19 protein-coding genes are annotated in these 20,479 nt (G+C 50.7%); 7 read left to right on the forward strand and 12 right to left on the reverse strand.

Features of this window, described 5'->3' with window-relative positions:
* Nucleotides 1-122: 122 nt before the first annotated feature.
* The 3 genes from ACPV3A_RS04375 to ACPV3A_RS04385 form a co-directional block, all read right to left on the reverse strand.
* Nucleotides 123-890 carry an ArsR/SmtB family transcription factor gene (locus ACPV3A_RS04375; RefSeq protein ID WP_426198295.1) on the reverse strand — a complete coding sequence of 256 codons (768 nt, stop codon included), beginning with the start codon at nt 888-890 and terminating at the stop codon, nt 123-125.
* A gap of 378 nt (nt 891-1,268) precedes the next feature.
* Nucleotides 1,269-1,421: a hypothetical protein gene (locus tag ACPV3A_RS04380; RefSeq protein WP_009591875.1), complete on the reverse strand. Its 153-nt coding sequence runs from the start codon at nt 1,419-1,421 to the stop codon at nt 1,269-1,271.
* Between the two features lie 187 nt (nt 1,422-1,608).
* A complete protein-coding gene (locus ACPV3A_RS04385; RefSeq protein ID WP_426198296.1) occupies nt 1,609-2,478 on the reverse strand; it encodes an AraC family transcriptional regulator in 870 nt (289 codons plus the stop codon).
* Between the two features lie 156 nt (nt 2,479-2,634).
* On the opposite strand from ACPV3A_RS04385, the gene ACPV3A_RS04390 reads away from it, so the two are divergent.
* From ACPV3A_RS04390 to ACPV3A_RS04405, 4 genes are all read left to right on the forward strand, one after another.
* Nucleotides 2,635-4,026, forward strand: a complete 1,392-nt coding sequence (locus ACPV3A_RS04390; RefSeq protein WP_194540681.1) for an MATE family efflux transporter — start codon at nt 2,635-2,637, stop codon at nt 4,024-4,026.
* Nucleotides 4,027-4,178: 152 nt separating this feature from the next.
* Nucleotides 4,179-4,721, forward strand: coding sequence for an RNA polymerase sigma factor (locus tag ACPV3A_RS04395; protein WP_194540682.1), 543 nt, complete (start codon nt 4,179-4,181; stop codon nt 4,719-4,721).
* The gene (locus ACPV3A_RS04400) at nt 4,711-5,526 is read left to right on the forward strand and encodes a hypothetical protein (protein WP_426198297.1); all 816 of its coding nucleotides are present in this window, start codon (nt 4,711-4,713) and stop codon (nt 5,524-5,526) included. Before ACPV3A_RS04395 ends, ACPV3A_RS04400 begins: the two co-directional genes overlap by 11 nt.
* Nucleotides 5,527-5,997: 471 nt before the next feature.
* Nucleotides 5,998-7,218, forward strand: a complete 1,221-nt coding sequence (locus ACPV3A_RS04405) for an asparaginase (RefSeq protein WP_426198298.1) — start codon at nt 5,998-6,000, stop codon at nt 7,216-7,218.
* A 192-nt stretch (nt 7,219-7,410) separates the two neighbouring features.
* Here ACPV3A_RS04405 and ACPV3A_RS04410 read toward each other — a convergent pair whose 3' ends face one another.
* Nucleotides 7,411-9,411, reverse strand: a complete 2,001-nt coding sequence (locus tag ACPV3A_RS04410; protein ID WP_426198299.1) for a prolyl oligopeptidase family serine peptidase — start codon at nt 9,409-9,411, stop codon at nt 7,411-7,413.
* A gap of 304 nt (nt 9,412-9,715) precedes the next feature.
* Between ACPV3A_RS04410 and ACPV3A_RS04415 the strand changes: the two genes are divergently transcribed.
* Both ACPV3A_RS04415 and ACPV3A_RS04420 read left to right on the forward strand, forming a co-directional pair.
* Entirely contained in the window at nt 9,716-10,300 is a 585-nt protein-coding gene (locus ACPV3A_RS04415) for a nitroreductase family protein (RefSeq protein WP_426198300.1), read from the forward strand.
* 101 nt (nt 10,301-10,401) lie between these two features.
* Nucleotides 10,402-10,773 (forward strand): hypothetical protein, encoded by a 372-nt coding sequence (locus ACPV3A_RS04420; RefSeq protein ID WP_426198301.1) that lies wholly within the window; start codon nt 10,402-10,404, stop codon nt 10,771-10,773.
* Nucleotides 10,774-10,875: 102 nt separating this feature from the next.
* Here ACPV3A_RS04420 and ACPV3A_RS04425 read toward each other — a convergent pair whose 3' ends face one another.
* Nucleotides 10,876-11,067 carry a hypothetical protein gene (locus ACPV3A_RS04425; protein ID WP_220686727.1) on the reverse strand — a complete coding sequence of 64 codons (192 nt, stop codon included), beginning with the start codon at nt 11,065-11,067 and terminating at the stop codon, nt 10,876-10,878.
* A 208-nt stretch (nt 11,068-11,275) separates the two neighbouring features.
* Here ACPV3A_RS04425 and ACPV3A_RS04430 point away from each other — a divergent pair, with 208 nt between their 5' ends.
* Nucleotides 11,276-12,106, forward strand: coding sequence for an aldo/keto reductase (locus tag ACPV3A_RS04430; protein ID WP_071222216.1), 831 nt, complete (start codon nt 11,276-11,278; stop codon nt 12,104-12,106).
* A 96-nt stretch (nt 12,107-12,202) separates the two neighbouring features.
* On the opposite strand, the gene ACPV3A_RS04435 is transcribed toward ACPV3A_RS04430, so the two are convergent.
* From ACPV3A_RS04435 to ACPV3A_RS04465, 7 genes are all read right to left on the reverse strand, one after another.
* The gene (locus tag ACPV3A_RS04435; RefSeq protein ID WP_194540687.1) at nt 12,203-12,784 is read right to left on the reverse strand and encodes a PadR family transcriptional regulator; all 582 of its coding nucleotides are present in this window, start codon (nt 12,782-12,784) and stop codon (nt 12,203-12,205) included.
* A gap of 4 nt (nt 12,785-12,788) precedes the next feature.
* Entirely contained in the window at nt 12,789-14,291 is a 1,503-nt protein-coding gene (locus tag ACPV3A_RS04440) for an MDR family MFS transporter (RefSeq protein ID WP_339295464.1), read from the reverse strand.
* 245 nt (nt 14,292-14,536) lie between these two features.
* Nucleotides 14,537-14,944: a VOC family protein gene (locus ACPV3A_RS04445; RefSeq protein WP_426198302.1), complete on the reverse strand. Its 408-nt coding sequence runs from the start codon at nt 14,942-14,944 to the stop codon at nt 14,537-14,539.
* A gap of 267 nt (nt 14,945-15,211) precedes the next feature.
* Nucleotides 15,212-17,680, reverse strand: a complete 2,469-nt coding sequence (locus ACPV3A_RS04450) for a UvrD-helicase domain-containing protein (RefSeq protein WP_426198303.1) — start codon at nt 17,678-17,680, stop codon at nt 15,212-15,214.
* 171 nt (nt 17,681-17,851) lie between these two features.
* Complete coding sequence (locus tag ACPV3A_RS04455) at nt 17,852-18,295, reverse strand: hypothetical protein (RefSeq protein WP_426198304.1); 444 nt, start codon at nt 18,293-18,295, stop codon at nt 17,852-17,854.
* A 317-nt stretch (nt 18,296-18,612) separates the two neighbouring features.
* Nucleotides 18,613-19,863 (reverse strand): anti-sigma factor, encoded by a 1,251-nt coding sequence (locus tag ACPV3A_RS04460; RefSeq protein WP_426198305.1) that lies wholly within the window; start codon nt 19,861-19,863, stop codon nt 18,613-18,615.
* Nucleotides 19,860-20,360, reverse strand: a complete 501-nt coding sequence (locus ACPV3A_RS04465) for a sigma-70 family RNA polymerase sigma factor (RefSeq protein WP_220686721.1) — start codon at nt 20,358-20,360, stop codon at nt 19,860-19,862. Before ACPV3A_RS04465 ends, ACPV3A_RS04460 begins: the two co-directional genes overlap by 4 nt.
* Between the last annotated feature and the right edge of the window lie 119 nt (nt 20,361-20,479).

The following is a 20,479-nucleotide window of genomic DNA, read 5'->3' on the forward strand; positions in this document are numbered from 1 at the left end:
ACAACTGAAGCCTATTGTCATATAAGAGGGGAGAACCTTGGCCGTCAAGCAGCAGGGTTCTCCCCTCTTATATGAACGGGGGTTCTATTTTATATCCGATCCCTTATTCCCGGTTTAAGCTATTATTCACTAGTAAGCGTTGAACCCGTTTCTAGTAAGGTTTTCAATCCCGACAGTACGATCGGCAAGCCTAACTTGAGTGTGTTCGCCGTATGTTCGGCCTGATCAAACTCATCATGGATAACCGTTACAACGGTTACACCGCTAAGCTCCGCATGGGGATCAATTTCCCACGTAATGCGTGAGAGACTCTCGCCGGCCGTATCTTCGTTTATTAACATCCTCCAACTCAGAACCAGCTTTTGCGGAGGGTTTATGCTTAGAATGGTTCCTTCTGCTTGAACCTTGCCTTGGGGGTTCTTAAGTTCGAAAGGAGAGCCGATTTCCCAGTTGGATTGGATAGAGCAGTTGTACCAGAACTTTGATGTCTTGGCCGGATCGGTAATGGCGCGCCATACTTGCTCGGGCGCTGCTTTAATGGCAATTTGGTTTACATGTCGAGGTTTTTGTTCCATATTCGGTTCACGCTCCAATTCATTTTTAAGGGATGACAATTCCATGGCCCAAGGCTCAGCGTATTTGCTGACCCACCGGTCGTATATTTGTCGGATCGGTACGGAGTTCAGATAATGCAGCTTCTCCCTGCCGACCTTTCTCGTTGTGATAAGGCCGGCTTCCTCCAGTATATGAAGATGTTTCATGACACCGAATCGGGTCATCTCCAGGGGAACACAAAGTTCGCTTAAACTTTGCCCATCTGTTTTATACAGCAGATCCAAGAGTGTGCGTCGGCTGGGATCCGCCAGTGCTTTAAAGATTTCATTTTCCAATCGTGACAGCTCCTTCTTAACAACATGCTAAGAAAATCCAAATGGCTATTTACATGTGACTAAATGGTAATGTGTTATAAACGTGACAGTATAGTCACATATTATCATACAACGAATCGTTTGTCAGCTTACGGCATTTGAATGGACGAATGGGGAGGTATATCGAGAATTTCTGGAATCGGAGTGATATGGATAGCACCGATATGTGGCGCCAAATTCGAGGCGGCTAAAGATTCGGCACGATCCAGTCCTATTGACTGGGTCGTTTATTTTGCTTTACCGAAAAAAAGACACCGGGTCGGCTTTCCAGGGACATGCCTGGAATTCGCGATCGGGTGTCTTCTTATATGCAGGATTATGTAATCCCTATGATATTATTTATTGAGCTGCGGTCTCTAATGTGGACAGCGTCATTTCCATTTTGCGGGTGATTTCTTTCTGCCATTTCACGTCTCCAAGCTGGATCGCGAGGTTCAACAGGTCCAGATAATCATCCATTTGCAGAGAACAGCGGCGGGAAGTCGTTTTCATAAGTCAATCGGCTCTCCTTTATATATAAACTCTTCAAGCGAAAAGCGTGTAAACCTGAGTATAAATACATTCTCAACACATTCTCACTTGTCCGGTAATGATAATCATTATCATGTGGTTAATTCTCATTATAAAGGCTTCCCGCCCAGGTTGCAAGCGACTTTCTTGGATTTTGCGTAAAAATGAATTAATTCATGAAGAACCGCTGCCTATATTTGCGCGGCGAGATCCCTTCCTGCTTCGTAAAGCAGGAGGTGAAGTAGGCCGCATGATTGAAACCGACCTCCTCCGCAACCCGGCTGATGCTGAAGTCCGTCTGCATCAGGAGCATCTTGGCTTGTTCGATCCGATAGCGCTGCAAATATTCAACGGGCGAACAGCCGAATTCCTTCTGCATGCAGCGTGCGATATAGACAGGGTGGAAGTTGATGCGGTCGCCCAGCTCCTGCACCTTGAACTCTTCGCGATAATGCTTCCGCAGATAGGCCGCGGCCCGCTCGGCGCAAGCGGAGGAAGGAGAGGACACCGGTGTATCCAGTGCGGCAGCCAGCTGCTCGATGAGCTCTTGGAACACTACCTGTTGCCGCCACAGAAATTTAGCCTGGTGACCGTACTGAACCAGCGAAGACATGGTAGCCAGAAGCTCCAGGGCCTTTTCCGGTTGAGGCAGGGTGCCGAATTGGGGGATGTTGACGGAAAAATAGTTCGGCGTCATCGCCTTTAACTCCGGAGCCTCTTCTCTTCTAGGCGCTTGGCAGGCCTCGTCCGCATGCCAATTCCCGGAGGTTTGGAAATGAAGCCAGTAATAATCGGTCTCTTCCGTGCATCCCTTCGTGCCGAAATGATGCGTATCGGGACGCAGGATGAGGAACATGCCGGGTTTGATTTCATAAGGAATGCTATTCTCCGTGACATGGAGCTGCCCCTTCATGACCACGAGCAGATCAAAGATGCCAATGTTTTTGCGGTTGGGATGTCCGCTATGAATAGGAGCGCGGGTAAGCCCGCTATTGATGTATTCCGGCAGCGGCGGAACGGTAAAATTCAGGATCGTCATAAGAAAGCCCTTTCGTGATTCGCGAGGTTTGAATTTTGATAGTTTTCGTTCGGAAAATGATATTATAACTCCAGTATACCATCTATAATTTGAGAAGGTTAAAGACCGTTTCATCATGAATTGTGTTTAACCCTTACATCATGGGTGGAGGTTGGAATGTTGGATAAAAACACAAGCAAATTTACATTATGGGTTCTCGCTTGGCCCATATTCATCGAGCTGTTCCTGCAGTTTTTGCTGGGAGCGGTGGATACATTGATGGTCAGCCGGATTTCCGACGATGCGGTGGCTGTGGTTGGCTTCTCCAATCAGCTGTTTCAGGCGATGACGACCCTGTTCATGACGGTTGCCAGCGGTGCCGGCATTCTCATTGCCCAGAAGATCGGTTCGCATCGAACGGGAGACGCTCGAACGATCGGCATCATGGCGGTGAGTGCCACCACGATCATCGGATTGGTGTGCAGCGTGATATTGTTTGCGATGCCGGAGGCTATCGCTTCGATCCTCCAGCTGCCGGAGCATCTGCTTCCGCTAGCCGGAACGTATATCTCCATTGTCGGCGGCGGGATGGTGCTGATTGCTATGATGGCTACGATGAGCACCGTCATTCGGAATACCGGCAACACGCGTGCGCCGATGTATGTAGCGATCGGAATGAATATCATTCACGTTATTATGAACTATGGGTTTATTTTCGGCGCTTTCGGGTTCCCGCAGTGGGGACTTACCGGCGTTGCGATCTCGACGGTGGTCAGCCGGCTGCTCGCTGTGCTCTTACTGCTGTATATATTCCTTCGTTCATTTGAATACCGGATCAAGTGGAAGGAATTCCGCGTGTTCAACCGTCCGCTGTTTGGTGAAATTCTGAAGATCGGATGGCCGCTCGGGATCAATATGTCCTGCTGGGTGTTCACGCAGCTGATCATCTATTCCTTTATTGCAACGCTGGGCGCTGCCGAGCTGGCTGCGCGTACGTATATGAATACACTGGAATCCTTCTGCTTCCTGCTGGGCTCATCAATCGCGATGGCTGCCCAGATTCAGATCGCGCATCTGTTCGGCGCGGGCCGGATCAAGGAGGCTTATCGGAGCGCGTACCGCGCGCTGGGCATCGGGGCTGTTTACGTTGTCGTCAATGCCTTCCTACTGTATGTGTTTGGGAAGCAGCTGCTGGGGCTGTTTACGGACGATAAGACAATCATTGCGATCGGGGCATCGCTACTGGGCATGAACCTGATTCTCCAGCCTGGAAAAATGCTCAACATGGCGCTCGGGAACTCGCTTAATGCCGTCGGAGACACGAGGTTTACGATGTACATTTCCCTGGGCTCGATGTGGCTGGTCGCCACCGTGCTCTCTTATGTACTCGGCATTCACATGGGGTGGGGGCTTATCGGCATATACTCCTGCATGATTGCCGACGAGTATTTGCGGGGGGTGCTGTCCTTCTTCCGCTGGCGCGGGCAAAAACACCTGCGGAAGGCAGAGCGAGTCGAGCCGGTGAATCATCAGGGGACGTCAATGGAGCCGATGCCAGCGCAAGCATAATGATGGGTTTTGATATGAAAAAGGATACTTCGGCCGTGCGGCATCGGGGTATCCTTTTTTTGCCATACTAAAAAATAATGCATTCGAAAACTTTTTAACCGCATGACGGGGTATTGTAAGTGATTGGCCAAGTGAAAGGAGGAAAGCGCGGTTTGGTACACGACCTTATACAACGACTAAAGACGGAATACAGTGACGAATTGTTTGAAGAACTTTACCGGTTATACGCGGATCGGGCGATTCGAACGGCTACCGCAGTAACCGGAAGTCCGGCAAGCGCTGCCGACGTGGTCCAGGAAACGTTCATCCGGGTATACCGTAACCTCGGTGCCTATGATGGAAGCAAACCCTTTGACCCGTGGTTCAACCGGATTCTCTATAACGAATGCAATCGGTATTTGAAGAAACATGCGAGAGTGGTGCCTTCCGAGATATCGGAGGAGAGGGATCTTCCCTCGGAAACCGACACCTACGATTTTGACCGGCATGGCGAGGTATATGAGATGGTGCAGCGGCTGGATGACCAGCACCGGATTCCCGTTATCTTGAAATATTTGAATGATGTTGCCGAGAAGGATATCGCGGACATGATGGAGCTCAACATCAACACGGTGAAGTCCAGATTGTTCAAAGCCCGAAAGAAGTTGAAGGAATGGATGCTGCAGAATAGGGGAGGGGATCAGCATGGGACGTGATCCATTGGATCAAGAGATAACGGACGGTCTGAAAAAGGGTACGGATGACGCAATGCGACATAAAGACGAGATTTGGTTGGCGATTAAGGAGCGGATTCATAGCGAGCAAGCCCGCCGGTCTGCGGAATCGGAGACTTCCTTCGCGCCGCGGGAATCGAAAGGGCGCCGCCGTTCGGGACGAAGAACTGCCGGATGGATTGCGGCAACCGCCGCTGCGGCAGCCATCGTGCTGACCGTCAGCTTTCAGACGGCGCCGGTTCAGGCGTTCCTTGATCAGGTGAAGGAATGGTTTGCTCCCCAGAAAACGGTCGAGCAGGAGCTTGAAGGAACGCCGGAAACCAGCGTGGATCAGCTGCATGAGGGTGCCGATTACGTGATTTATATTGATGAGAGCCGGTTTAAAATGATTCATGAATCGGGCGTGGACCGCATTGAATTGAAGGAGAAGCCGACGGATGACCGCTATCCGGAAGTGTTCATGGAAATTTCGCAGGAGGGCATCGATGCCAAGACGGCAGCGGAGCGGATCCAGACGGAGCTGCAAGAATATCCGAAGGTTGAATCGAATCCCGTGGATGAACCGATTCAAGGCTGGGAAGTGCGTGCCGTTGGTGGAACCGGCGGTAAAGAGTGGGATGACCCGGTGATACGATATTATGTGTTCGATAACGGGCAGGGCGGCAGCTTTGTTGTGAAGCAGCAGTATTTCCTGGAGGCCTCCGAGGGCTTCGGCGCACGCTTCCATAACATGATGAAGGAATTCCACATTACGACGAATACCCATGCTGAGTCTGACATCGAATAGGATTTTCAGTTTATTGATTGCTTTTAACGTGAACGCTCGGTAGAGGTCACAACTCGAACGATTAATGTGGTGGTAATCACTATGGCAAATCCCGCATGATGATACCGTCATAAGCTTATATCGATAAATAACAGCCATATACCGGGATAGCCCAATCGCATGATGAGGGGCTATCCTTTTTTATGTTCAAAGATTTAAAGATTGGGTTAGAAACGCTAAGCGAATAGTTTGGTGTAACATTATATAACACAAATGAAGTCTATTATATATAATAACACTTCCTATTACTGGAATATAATATTTTCAATTCATTGAAAAATGCTAATAATGCAGTTATATTACTATATTCCTTCAATTGTAAACGTTTTTCCTGCAATATGTTCGGTTTGTTATATTAAATAACATTAAATAGAATAACTCTAACGAATACATATTTAAATGTTATATATTATAACATTAAGGGAGAGTGCCATGATGAAACCAAAGTCAAAACGTCCTTTAGCGGTCTGGAGTACCGCTGCATTCACCGCTTTTGTTATTTCTTTATCACCTGTTGGAACCTATGCGGCACATGCCGCAACGGTGACGGAAGTGAAAGGAACGGTTAGTACGGCTCCGCCCGTACAGACCCCTGCAACGCCGGGAAGGAATACGACGGTACCTCCGCTATCGGAAGCTTCCAAACAATCGACAAGGCCGAACGTGCTGGTCATTGCTACCGGCGGCACTTTGGCAGGGCAATCGACGGATGCCACCAGCTTTCAATCCTACCGGGCGGGTACGTTGAAGATTGAGGACATGGTCGGTGAGCTTCCCAATACGGACAAGATTGCGGATATCAGCACGCTCCAGTTCGGCAATTCGGGATCAAGCGCGTATACAATGGCGGATCTGTATGATTTGTCCCGGACGGTGGACCATGCGCTTAAGGTCTACGACAGTGTCGTTGTAACGACGGGGACGGATACGATGGAAGAGATTGCGTACTTCCTTGATCTGACGGTACAAAGCGACAAGCCTGTAGTCATTACCGGCTCCATGCGGCCTTGGACGGTGATCGGTTCCGATGCGCAGGCGAATCTGTACAACGCCATCAAACTGGCTGGAAGCGGCCGCACGGAATCCTTCGGCACGGTGCTTATGCTGAATGATACGATTCATCTGGCGCGCGGCGTAACCAAGACCAATGACTACCGAACCGACACGTTTGAGACGCCTATGCTGGGAGCGGTCGGATATATCGATGATGAGAATATTCGGATATACCGTGCCCCCCTCCGTGCGATGAAGGCGGAAGGTGAAGGCAAACCGGTATTTGATCTGAGCAGAATCACCAAAGAGGACCTGGCGAAGGTTGAAATTGCAATCTCTTATCAGGAAGCCGGCGGTGGTGCCATTAAAGGCTTTGTGGCAGACGGAGCTAAAGGCATCGTCACTTCCGGTACCGGTGCAGGCGGCATCTCGAGAGAGATGAGCGCGGCCCGCAAGGAAGCCATCGAGAAGGGGGTGGTTTTCGTAACAACGACCCGTACAGGCTCCGGCAGCGTATACGGCGGAGGTGAAGGCATCATTTCAGGCGACAATCTGAGTCCTCAACAAGCCCGCGTACTGCTGCTGCTCTCCCTGTCCTTTACGGATGATTTCAATACCATTAAGGGTTGGTTCGCAACCTACGGAACACCTGAAGTGTAATCTCAGACTCAGTCATTTTTTTAGCTGCACATTATTCCTACTGAACCATGTAATTCCTTCCACCAATTATATTGCCGCCAGGGTTGCCTGGCGGTCTTTTTTTGACGGTGTATATTTCGTCTAATCAAAGAACCATCCCCATATAAGCTGCTCATAGAGCAAGTTCACACGGGGATGTTTTTTTAATTTCGTTTATTTTTCGATATGCTCCACAAACCAGCGGATAATATGACTTAAGCGTTTCACCCGCAGATGCGGGTGGCCGCTTCGGGACAAGTTGTGATCGGCACCAGGGAAACGGATGAACTGAGCTTCCCGGCCAAGTCGCTTCAAGGCAATAAACAGCTGTTCTCCCTGTTCGATCGGGCAGCGGAGATCCTGTTCTCCGTGAAGGATGAGAAGCGGCGTATGGATGTCCTTCACGTAAGCGAGCGGGGAATGCTTCCACAGCTTCTCCAGATCGTCCCATGGATTGCCCCAGATCTGATCCTGCGTAAAGGTGTAGCCGATATCGCTGACGCCGTAGAAGGAGATCCAGTTCGATATCGAGCGCTGGGTTACCGCTGCCTGGAACCGGTCGGTATGACCGACGATCCAGTTGGTCATGAAGCCGCCGTAGCTGCCGCCGGTTACGCCAAGTCGGGAGGCATCGACATAGGTATAGGTATCCAGAACATAATCGACAGCTTCCATCAGATCCTGGTAATCCCTTCCGCCGTAATCTCCCCTAACGGTATTAACGTGTACTTGACCGTATCCGTGGCCACCCCGAGGGTTGGTGTAGAATACCGCATAACCGGCTGCAGCCAGCAGCTGGAACTCATGCATGAACGTATGCCCGTACATGGCTTGCGGACCGCCGTGAATTTCAAGCACGGCCGGAACTTTGGCGCCTTCCGTGAAGCCGGCAGGCTTCATGATCCACCCTTGAATCGGCCAGCCGTCCGACGTCCGGAACGTAAAGGACTCCGGCGTGCTTAACGTAAGCTCGCTCCACAGCTCCTCGTTGCAGTTCGTCAGACGTTTCTCCTCGTTCTTAGCGATAGAGAAGCTGAACAGATCACCGGGCTGCAGTGGGTCAGCCGCAGCAAACACTACGTTCTCCTCCGGTGTCAGAGCGAATTGGTACACTTCGCGTTCACCCGATACCACCAGCTCATAGGATGAACCGTCCAGGGCAAATCGTCCAATATGGACGCCGCCATCCTGGCTGAGCTGGATGTACACGGATTGGCCGTCCCTACTGAACAGCGGAGGCGTTCCGGCTCCGGCCCTCATGTCGCTGACCGCGGCGTGCCCCAGCTGAATATCCATGTCCGTGAAGAGCACGCGGGATTCTCCGCCGGAGAGCGGGATCAAGTGGATTTTGGTCAGCGTGGCAAAACCGCAGCTAAGATCGCTGGCAAGCACGAGCATATACTGCCCGTCCGGGGTGAACGCAATGGAGCCGATCGAGAGAGTTCCATCCGTCAATTCGGTTACGGATCCGCTGGCGAGGTCCATGACAAACACATCGTCCGTCAAACGAAGATCCGGATCCGGGAATTGCTCCGTGGCAAGGCTGCTGCTGTATGCGATGCGGGTGCCGTCCGGTGACCAGGCGAAGGCTTGTATATCAAAATCTCCTTCTGTAATTTGTGTGCATTCTTCCGTTGCCGGATTCACGAGGTATAGATGATGTCGACGTTCATTCCACAATCCGGGCCCATCGGCTTTATATTTAATGCGATTAATGATTTTTTCCTCGGGCAGCTTGTTTTTACCGTCTTTGTCTAGCTCCTCGCCTTCAGTAGTCTTCCCCGCGTCTGCCTCGCCTTTAACAAGCAGGCGTGTGCAGTCCGGTGACCATTTAAAGGCGCTGACTCCGTGCTTCAAGTCGGTAACCGGTCTTGCTTCCCCTCCGTTGGCAGGCATGATCCATATCTGTGGTTTATCGCCCTTTTTGCGCAAGAAAGCAAGCTCCGACCCGTCCGGGGACCAAGCGGGTGCGGCATCCGCTTCGCCCGACGTGAAGGGAACGTCCTGGTCTCCTTCTGCAGGAAGCAATCGGATATGGGAACGGTAACCGTCGAACTTTTCGCTGACGAATTTATGTACATAAGCTATGGCTCCGCTAGCTGGAGATACGACAGGGTCATTCACCCAGTGCATCCGGTACAAATCCTCTGGCGTTATGAGTCGCTTATCAGTCATGAATCATCCTCCTAATCTTCTTGTATGAGTTAAACATCATTATCCCAGATAATGGCATGGAAATCTAGAAGAAAAATGAGAGGGGAGATGCGGACGTTTCGTACCCAATGCTAGTAAAATAGAGGGGGAATTACAATAATTATAGGGTGTAATACGGAGGTTGTTGAACTGAAAACAGCGAATTAATTTTCAACTGGTCAATTTAGGAGCGATACGGTGCGCTTTTTGTTATAATTGAGATAGACTCTCAATTAGGAGTATGTAAAATAAAACCAACTATATATAGCTCAGGAGGAAATCAGATATGAACGTAAGTGAAGCGATCCGAACGCGCCGCAGCCTTGGCAAGGTCAAGCCTGATGCCGTACCGCAGGAATGGATTGAACAAATCGTAGAAGCAGGAACCTGGGCACCGAACCACAAGCTCACGGAGCCGTGGAAATTTTTTGTCATGCAAGGAGAGGGCCGTGATGTGCTCGGCAACGCGCTTGGTGACATTCAGGCGGCAGACGGCGATGATACGAGTGAAGAGGCTGTAAATGCAGCACGCGAGTCGGGACGTACGAAGGCATACCGGGCTCCGGTTGTCATCGGTGTGGCGGTCGAACCGTCCACGGACCCCAAGGTGATTGAACTTGAAGAGTACGGAGCGGTATTTGCCGCCATTCAAAATATGCTTCTGCAAATTCATGAGCTTGGTCTGGGTGCCGTGTGGAGAACAGGCGAGCCATGTTTCCATACGCTGATGAATCAAGCGTTCGGATTGAAGCCTGAAGATAAAATGCTGGGTTTCCTGTACATCGGATATCCGGATATGGAACCTAAGCAGGGGAAACGTCAACCGGCAGCGAACAAAACGGTATGGCTCAATAGTGCCGCAGACCTGTAGTTGATCTACCCTCCGCCGCAAAAATCCGGTATAATGAACCCTAAGTTTGTCTAAAGGGTGTTACGGCATCCGGGCGATTGACACTAGGGGAGTGTACGTGGATGAAATTTCGGTTCAAGCAGTGGGATCTGGGGAGCAAGTTGATTTTTATAGCCACCTGTTTAGCGATAGCTTCTTTCTTTTTTAAATGGCTGGATATCGGCGTGGCTGCAGAGAATGGTTTCTTGCAGGGCGGCGTGTTTTTCATCGTATGTTTCATCTATCCACTTTTGAAAGTGGTTCGCGAGAAGAAGATGAACAAGATCATAGCATACGCCTGTGCGCTGGTCGCTATTTTTTTGACAATGATGTACGTGTCATCCAAGACCGTAGATTTCTTTGGAGAGACGATAAGAGGCGCGGCGGCGGGGCCGTATCTGTTCTTGGCGTCATGCGGACTGCTGAGCTTCGGTATTTTTAGCCGCAAGTTCTAGTCTCGCTGCGCAGTCTTTTGCATAAGAGTGATAGGAATGAAGGGCTGAACCCGGAGGTGACATACCTCCGAGAGGGACGGCCCTTTTTCTATATGAGACGGATCACCTCTGGGTGAGCAGGACAAAGCCGCTGATGGACACCGCGTAAATGATTAACAGCACCACAGCATACTTTTTGGCACGGATGTTCAAGTTGAAGGCGGCGGTGAGTCCGTTATTGATTAAATTACCGATGTATAGAATGAGTATGAGCGCGAGTGCGGTGATCGCAACGATGAGCGTAACGGTTTCCATAGGTTTGTGAATCCTCCTGTTTAAGCTGCTAATGTTGTATCAGATATAACCATTGTAACGGACGAAGTTTAAACCCCGGTTAAATGTAGTTAAAAAAATGAAGGCAGCCCTGGCAAGTGGTGTAACGTTGAGCGGGATACTGGGGTTTTGATATACTGGAGAAAGCGGCTTTACAACCGCTGCATTACATAATAGGAGGGATTTCAGAATGGCCAATCAAACTTTTACCGATGGACCTACTTTGAATGATGGCGTAAAAATGCCGTGGCTGGGTCTTGGCGTATGGAAGACCAAAGAAGGCGAAGAGGTTATTCAGTCCGTAAAATCAGCAATCGCTGCAGGGTACCGCAGCATTGATACTGCTGCCATCTACGGCAATGAAGAGGGCGTAGGGCAAGCCATTCGCGAATCCGGAGTTTCGCGGGACGAGCTGTTCATCACCACTAAAGTGTGGAACGATGACCAGGGGTATGAGAAGACGCTGCAAGCTTTTGAGACGAGCCGCAAGAAGCTCGGGCTGGATATCGTTGATTTGTATCTCGTGCACTGGCCGGGAAAAGATAAATACCTCGACACGTGGAAGGCATTGATTCACTTGCAAAAAGAAGGACTTGTTCGTTCCATCGGCGTCAGCAACTTCCAGATCCGCCACTTGCAGCATATCATCGAGGACACAGGTGTTGTACCGGTTGTGAACCAAGTCGAATTGCATCCGCTGCTCTCCCAGAAGGAGCTGCTGGGATTTGCACGCGAGAACCAGATCGTCCTGGAGGCGTGGAGTCCGTTGATGCAGGGCAATCTGGATCAACCGGTCCTCGCGCAGATTGCGGAGAAATACGGAAAAACCACGGCGCAAGTCATTCTGCGCTGGGATATTCAGAACGGCGTCATCGTCATTCCGAAATCGGTGAAGGAGCATCGCATCCGCGAAAATGCCGGCATCTTCGATTTCGAGCTTTCGGCGGAAGATATGGCAGCCATTGACGGCTTGAACCAAAACAAACGTTTTGGCTCCAATCCGGATGAATTCCTGTTCTAAATTTTGCATTTATATAAAAAGAGCGAGCCCAACCCGGAATGAGGGAAGTGCTCGCTCTTTTTGCGTCAATTATCAGGATGGAGAGGCCTCTTACAGTTACTGTTCTTTGGGTCCATCCTCCGGAAACAACGGTTCGCCGATCGTGCCGAGGTTTCCCTGCACTAGGTCTTCGTTCAATCTTTTTAACCAGTTCAGGTCGGTCTTGGCATGTTCGTACATCCCGATCATCAGGTGCTGGGTGCTGCGGGGTACGATATGCTGGTGTTCCACGTATAATTGATATGCCTGGTTCACCCGATGCTCTGCCTCCCGGATACGGGACTGCAAGATCGGGGCCAGAACGGCCGGATCCGCGTGTCGCGAGAAAGGCAGGGCAATATAGAGCGGGTGGTGTACGGGCTCGATGTCCCTGAATTTCTTGAGCAGCAGCTGCTCAAAAAGCTTGCGTCCGGCATCCGTGATCCGGTAGATGGTTTTGTCCGGGCGGCTATCGCTCTGTATGGTTTCCACTGCTTTGATATATCCGTCCTCGGCAAGCCGGTCTACCGCGTAATAAAGAGAGCCCATCTGCAGCTTCGTATACTGATCCATGCCGCGATCCTTCATTTTGATCCGGATCTCGTACGGATGATGGTCTCCTTCCAGCAGCAAGCCCAGGATGGCCAGCTTCATCGACATGCCATTAGGCTCCCTTGGCCTTGGCAGGTACGGTCACTCGTTCGTTGCCCATCATCAGCACGAACACGAGAGCCAGCACCGCAGGCACAAGCGCCCACAAGAACGTATTCGAAATGGAATCCGCCAAGGAGGCCGTGATCTGTTCACGTACGTTCGGCGGGAGCTGGCCCATCACTTCAGGTGAAAGCACAGCATCTGCATTTAACTCGGCACCGGCGGGCGCGTTTCCTCCGGCTTCCGCGAGTCGGCTGTTGAGGCCGTTGCGCTGGATAATCCCGAAGATCGTAATCCCCACCGTCATGCCGAAGGAGCGAAGGAAGGAGTTCGTTGATGTGGCTGCGCCGCGCTGTCTGGCATCAAAGTTATGGATGGAGGCCATGCTGAGCGTGGAGAACGAGAATCCGACGCCAAAGCCGGTCAGGATCATGAAAACCGTCAACAGGTAGCGCGGCGTATCCGGGCTTATCGTGCTCAGGCAGAAAATGCCTGCAATAAAGCACAAGACGGACAGAATCATGATGTTTCTAAACGAAGTCCGGGTCGTCAGCATACCGCCGCCCTGGCTGCCGACTACACTGCCGAGCATCATCGGCATTAGAATGAGGCCCGAATTGGTTGCTGATCCACCGTACACTCCGCTAACAAAGATCGGGATGTAGATCGTTGCCACGATGAAGGTTGCTCCATAGAACAAGGCAACGATATTGCTGGAGGCAAACAGCCGTTTACGAAACATTTGAAACGAAATAATGGGTTCGGCTGCCCGGGTCTCTGCCAATAGAAACACAAAAAACAGAGCAATGAATCCACCGAACAAGCCCAGAATTTGCGGTGAATCCCATGCATAGGTTTGCCCGCCCAGTTCCAGACCGAACATCAAACAGATGATCGCGCCTACAAGCGTTGCAGCCCCCGTCCAGTCAATCTTTTGTTTGGCATGGGAACGGGACTCCTTGTAGGAAGTCATGATGAAGATAAAGGATACGATACCGATTGGCACGTTGACATAGAATATCCATTCCCAGCCGATGCTGTCGGTAATAAAAGCGCCCAGCAGCGGTCCCATAATGCTGGAGGTGCCGAATACGGCACCGAGCAAACCCGTCATTTTACCGCGCTTCTCCGGCGGGAACAGGTCGAACACGATGGTAAACGCAATCGGCATAAGAGCACCGCCGCCGATTCCTTGAATCGCCCGGTAAATAATAAGCTCTGTCATGTTGTTCGCCATCCCGCAAAGAGCGGAACCGATCAGAAAGACAACCAACCCGAATATAAAGAACCGCTTCCGTCCATACATATCGGATAACTTACCGAAGATCGGTGTACCGGCCATAACGGCAACCATGTAGATCGAGGTTACCCAGACGACTTGGTCGAAGCCCTGAAGATCGCGGATAATCGTCGATAAGGCAGTGGCTACAATCGTGTTATCGATGGCGGCCATGAAGATGCCGAGCAGCAGACCGGCCACGACCAATTTGATGTTGCTTTGTTGTGCATTCATGTTAAGGATACTCCTTTTCCATATTCAACTATGTACATATTATTCAAATTTGAATAATTCGGTGGTTATATTGTAGCCGGATTAACAGATGTTGGCAAGATGTTTAATGGCACGGCCTTTCTCTACATTCTGCACAAGAAAAAACAAGGCCAACCCTGATTTATGGGATGACCTTGCGATAATAAGGAGTCAGCTGCCGGAATACCTTCGCGTTAAGACGCGCTGCCAGCTGTGCCAGTTAGGACCTAGCAGTTCATCTGCGGCGATTTGGGATCCAGCTGCATGAATTCGATCCGGTTGCCGTCCGGGTCCCTGGCCCAGCACTGCCAGTTGAAGTCTTTTCCTTGAACCGGCTCGGCGTCCAGCTTCACGCCCTGATTGCGGAGATGCTCCGCGATGTGCCCGATGTCTTCCACCTCAAGGCAGAGATGGGAGAATCCGACGGGCCGATTTACATGCTCCGGTTTATTTTGCCCGCCGTAAAACAACTCGATAAATTGTCCCTCGCATACCTTAATGTACTCGATCCACGGCTCGCCCTGGTCGTTAGGGATATCAAAAGCACGGGTGAAACCAAGCACATCGCAGTAAAAATGCAGGGACTTCTCCATATCGGCTACGTCAAACGCCAGATGGGCAATTCCTTTAATCATGACGGCATTCCTCCTCGGTATGTATCAAAGCAAGAGATAATGATTTCTTAAGTCCATTGTAACGCATTCTGTATACGCTTCCATATTTATATGTAAAATCGGGAAATTAAAACAATGGAGAGAAAAGGACCGACCTGATACGTTCGCTGAAGAACGATAGGGGTCAGTCCTTTTTGTATATTGGATAGCGGCTTACAAGCATATGGATGAATGATGGCAGCAAAATGAACGATGTCATTGTTTGTGGTAATTCCAGTAACTAGCTCCTTAACGCCTAATGTGCACCGGAACCTCTTTGCGCCCCTGTTTCATGGGCGACTGGCATAAAGGACAGGCCTTGCTCTCCCGATTCCGTGTGCCTGCAGGGATTCTTGCGTTGACCCGCTGCCAGCCTTTGCAATTGGCGCTGGTGCATAACCACACGTCGACGATCTCTGTCCCGGCGGATGCAGCCTGATGCTGTGGGCTCGGAGCGGAGCCCGAATCTGAACCGATACGTTGGCTCCTCTGACTGGTTGTGCTCACCGTTGTCCGCCCAGCAGAAGAGGGCAGGGAAGAGCGCTTGGTTGAGGTTGAGGTTGAGGTCTCTATGCGGATCGTGCGTTTAGCCGTAAAGGATGTACGGGGCGTTGACCCGCCGACCTTGTTTGGTATACGGTTGCCTTGTTTGCTCTGCTCGTCCGTGACGAACACATCGCGGAAGAAGCGGGAAACCTCCGCTTTACGTCCCCGGTAGAAGCCAGGCGAACTGACAATCAATTCATCCCGTGCCCTGGTGATAGCGACATAAGCTAATCTGCGCTCCTCTTCCAGTGCATCCAGCGCCTTATCCTCCTTGTCCGACAGCGGACGCTGATCGTCCCTGCGCTCGGCGTCTAAAGCGGACGTATGCGGCAGAATGCCCTCGCTCGCCCCGATCAGGCATACCGAGGGAAACTCCAGCCCTTTGGATTTATGGATCGTCATTAAGCGGACGGCATCGGCCTGCTCGTCCCGTTTCATGGCCGCCATTTCCTTATGAATGACGATCAGCCGATCGACAAATTCAACGAACTCCGCGATATCGCCAAAACGCTTCGCCGAGGCCTCCAATTCATCCAGTCCTTCCTGTATGAATTCCTTATGGAGGGTGATCTCCTGGCGTTCGTCTGCTTCCAGAAACTTATCGTAGAATTGCCGCCTCATTTCCTGTACGGCTTGAAGGGGCTCCATCGCCTTTAGACCCTTTATGAGCTTAGTGCGATCTCTGATATTCTCGATCTGGAAGTCCTTCAGGCCGGGAAAGGATAGAAGATGCGATAGAGGCCCCTTCTTGGGACGCGGAGCATCCTGCTGCCGGATGAACGCCATCCCTTTGTCCCGGTTCATGTACAGCGTATGAAGCATGCCCTCCATCGCCGTGAAATTGCGCCGGTCCAGCGACAGCCGCAGATGGTCCATGAGCGGTTTGACAATCCACTGCTCGTAGAACAGATCCCCGTTCTCGTAATGAATGAACGGAATTTCCCTCATCACGAGCTGTTCGAAAATCGCCCGGCTGTTGTTTGCGGTTCGGTATAGAATCGCATGATCGCGGTACTGTTTTCCGTGCTCCCGGACCTGTTCGGTAATATGGGTCAGCAGTAGCTCCGCTTCTTGGTCGGGATCACCTGGACGAAGATACAGCGGTACGCTGCTGCTCTTGCGGGTAGAGCGCAGCTGCTTGGGACGGCGGCGTTCATTAACACGGATAATTTCATTCCCCAGCCCGACGATCGACGAGAGGGATCGATAGTTGATATCCAGCGTCACCACCTTGGCCCCGGGAAACGTCTGGTCGAATTCCAGAATGAATTCGTTACGTGCGCCATTGAAGCCATATATCGTCTGGTCATCGTCACCGACAACCATCAGGTTGCGATGCGGGGCGACCATCTTCTTCAGCAGCTCATAGGGCAGCAGCCCGGTATCTTGAAACTCGTCGACCATCACATAACGGTACCGCCTTTGAAGGGAAGCCAGCAATCCGGGATCCTGCGACAGCAGACGGTAGGACAAAACCAGAATATCATCGAAATCCATCTGGCCATGGTCTTCCTTCCACGCTTCATAGCGGGCGAAAATTTGCCGTTGCTCGACTTCCGCAGGTGTTTTGACAGGCAGCTCGTCAAGTCCGGTCATACTCATTCGATGGGCAGACCAGAGCGATAGCAGTGTCTCGGCTTCGTAGCTGTCCTGCAAGCCCATTTCTCGAAGGATGCGCTTCATAATAAATTGCTGATGCCTGGAGTTACTCAGGATTTCCTGCCTGTAGCCGCGGGTTCGCAGCAAGTATAAGAAGAAGGAATGGAAGGTTCTTGCCGTTACCTTGGCGGTTTCGCTAGCCCGTAACCCGGGAAGCGCCATGATGCGTTCCTTCATCTCGGCTGCCGCTTTGGATGAGAAGGTGACAAGCAGGATGGAAGACGGATCGATCTTCTTAGCCGCAATGAGGTAGCCTGTCCGGCTGACCAGCACGGAGGTCTTCCCGGAGCCGGCGCCTGCAAGCGTAAGCAGCGGTCCTTGCGTATGTCGTACAGCTTGGATTTGGGCGCGGTTCAGCAACAGCCCTTGTGATTCCAAGCCGCGAAAAAAAGCCGCATCCGGGGCGTCATCGCGGATCAGGTCCTGGCTGTTCTCGAAGGAAGCCAGCTTGGCAAACGGAATATCCTGACGCTCACCGCCGTACGGGCGTTTATAGAAGGGTATGGATGTCATGAATTTCACCAATCATTTCGTATTTCGATTATCGTCCTACCAGTTTACCGGATTCTCGGAAGTCTGGCAAAGCGCAGGATATGGATGAGAGTCGTGAGGCGGGTACTTGATAGACTGATCACGTTGACCCATTTCATTTAATAGTATAGTTTTGGATTGACCATATAACAGTTACACTAAGTTGCTTGCTGAATGTAGTAGCCTATATTCTATTCCATCGATTTCATAAGTTAGTTCCGGAAGAAACTCCTTGGTAATTATATTTAACGTGTTTTGGTCTATCTCGTTGTATCTAATCTCTGGAATAAAAATGATAAGCGCAAGAATAGAATCCAATAAATCTAAAATAGGTTGCATATACTTCTCTCCATTGCTTGATGTTCTAACCTTATCCAAAATCAAATAAAAGGATTCGCTCGCTAAAGAAATCGGTGGGGCATCCTCGTTTCTTTTAAAATCTCTGAAATGTAGCAATAGTTCATCATTTGTATGCGATTTTATAGTTATATATAAAACCTTGTTGTTCAAATTAAAGCTGGCTTCGGCACCAGCATCTATAACTTTGAATTTTCGAATAAGGCTTTCTCTTGATTGATAGATACGATTTATGAACATAGCATTCTCCCTTTCAATCCTAAATCCTTATTAATCTTGAGATCCTTTATTCGTATAGAGACCGTCTCACTAAATATATCTGGAAAGCATCTGGCAGCACAACGCGGATCATTCATGATCTAAATCATTTATATGAATAACAAAATCCCGGACTCGAATGTAGGAAGTCCGGGAGATTTGTTACCCCTATGTGATATGTACATCGTGCGTTTGCTCCATGTGGCACGGTGTGTAATCCCGGGCAGGCTTAGATGGCTGGGCACCCTTATTCAATGTCAGCACGCATTTAGAAGCAAACGGAATTCGCTAAAAGATCATCACTCGGTCCAGTTCCACAACCGCACTTCCCCGACCCGCAGGTCATGCACCCAGGATACCTTGCGCAGGGTCAGCAGTTCCTTGACGGGCCCGGTTACGACAGCTCCATACAGGCGAACGCCGTTTTGTTCGATATAAGCTAAGGAAGCGTCCACGTCTACGAACGGAGCCACCCGATTCGCAATGAGCTCGTACTCCTGCAGAAGCCGCAGCGACTTGATGAAGTGTTCATTCCGCAGTTCCCCGTCCCCGTAGGTGTCTATAGAAGGGTAATGTCCGCCGCTGGACACGATTTTGCCGAACCAGCCGCGTTTTTCTTCCTGATAAGAGGTTACCGTCAAATCGTCATGATGCCAGACGGGATAAGATGGGAAGCCGACAGGATCGGTGATGACTCCATCATGATCGCCGAATCGGTCATTCGGCCCGGTATCCACGGCAAACCAGACAGGCTCCATGTTCCGGTTCTCGAACTGCTTCAGCAGCTCGTCGGTCGAGAAGAAGCGGTTAAACGATACATAAGCCTCGGCCACGGTACCCTCGGGGAGCTTTGAAAGCCTGGACCAGTCACCGCTCTTGGTGGAGGAGGGTCTGGTGTTCTGTTCTTTTGACTGTTCCTGGGGAGCTCCGTCTTGGTCGACTGAAGACGCCTTCGCTGGGCCGTCCGGTCGGTAGAAAACCCGTGATGGACTATTGCGTTCGTTCCAGTCCATGTCGACGGACGGCAGCCCGAACAGGAAGTTCACGGTATATTCGCCGACGGTCACGCGTTCTTTCCCCACTTTCTTGTCTATATCCCCGTACACCTCCTGCATAAAGAAGACTTTGCCCTGACTGCTTAGTGGAACCTCGATGTTAGGTTGGGAGATCGAGATAGCGGAGGCGATGGCATCCTGGTATTTATCGTTTCGGCTCGGGTCGCCGACACCGTAGAATAACGCTGTACCAATTGAGCTAAGGACCGTTATAGCCAGAATTGCCGATATTACTGTCAGCGCATTCGAGATTCGGGCTTTCCATTTGCCCCTGCGAACGATTCGCTTTTCTTTCTTGGGCGAGAGGCCGGTCTGATCGTCAGCTCGCATATGCATAGCGCTATTAGAATTAGAGCTTGTGTTATCCATCATCTCGTTCAAGTAAGTCTGGTATTCCTCCAGCTTCTCCATTTCCCGCTCAATTTCGATTTTTTCCTCGTCAGTCAGCTTGCCATCTGCATAATCCTTCAGCCGCCGTTTAAAATCTTCGCTCATAACATCCCGTCCTTTCGTTTCATTTCCCGCAGCCGCTGCCTGGCCCGAAATAACGTGATTTTGATATGGGATAAGGTGATGCCCATAATATCCGCCGCCTCCTGGTATGTGAATTGATGAAAGTCCACCAGAAGCACCGCTTGCCGCTGCTTTTCCGGAATATCGGTTAACATTTGCCCAATTTCTCTTTGGGCTTCTTGCTGGAGCAGGATGTCCTCCGGGGTATGGCGGTCGATCAGCTGATCGAAAAAAACAGAGTCCCTCACGATGCTGCGGCTGGCCTTCCGCTGATAATCCACATAAGCGTTATGGGCGACTCGAAATAACCATGGCTTGATTCGTTCTTCCTTCCAATCCTCAAGGAACAGGTAAGCGCGATAGAAGGTTTCCTGTACCAGGTCTTCCGCCGTATGGTGATCATAAGAGAGGGAGTACAAGTAACGATAAACGTCCTTTACGTAATATTGATAAACCGATTCAAGACTGTTCAGTTTCATGTCCTCCCCTCTAAGTAAACACACGTTTAACCAGGGCAAAAAGTTACACTTTCGGCAATAAAGTAATGAAGCTGCGATGTAACCCCTTAGTCGCAAAAAGCAAAAGCCCGCCAGATGAG

This window comes from Paenibacillus sp. Dod16 (assembly GCF_049893405.1).
In the GTDB taxonomy this organism is placed as follows: Bacteria; Bacillota; Bacilli; order Paenibacillales; family Paenibacillaceae; genus Paenibacillus_AQ.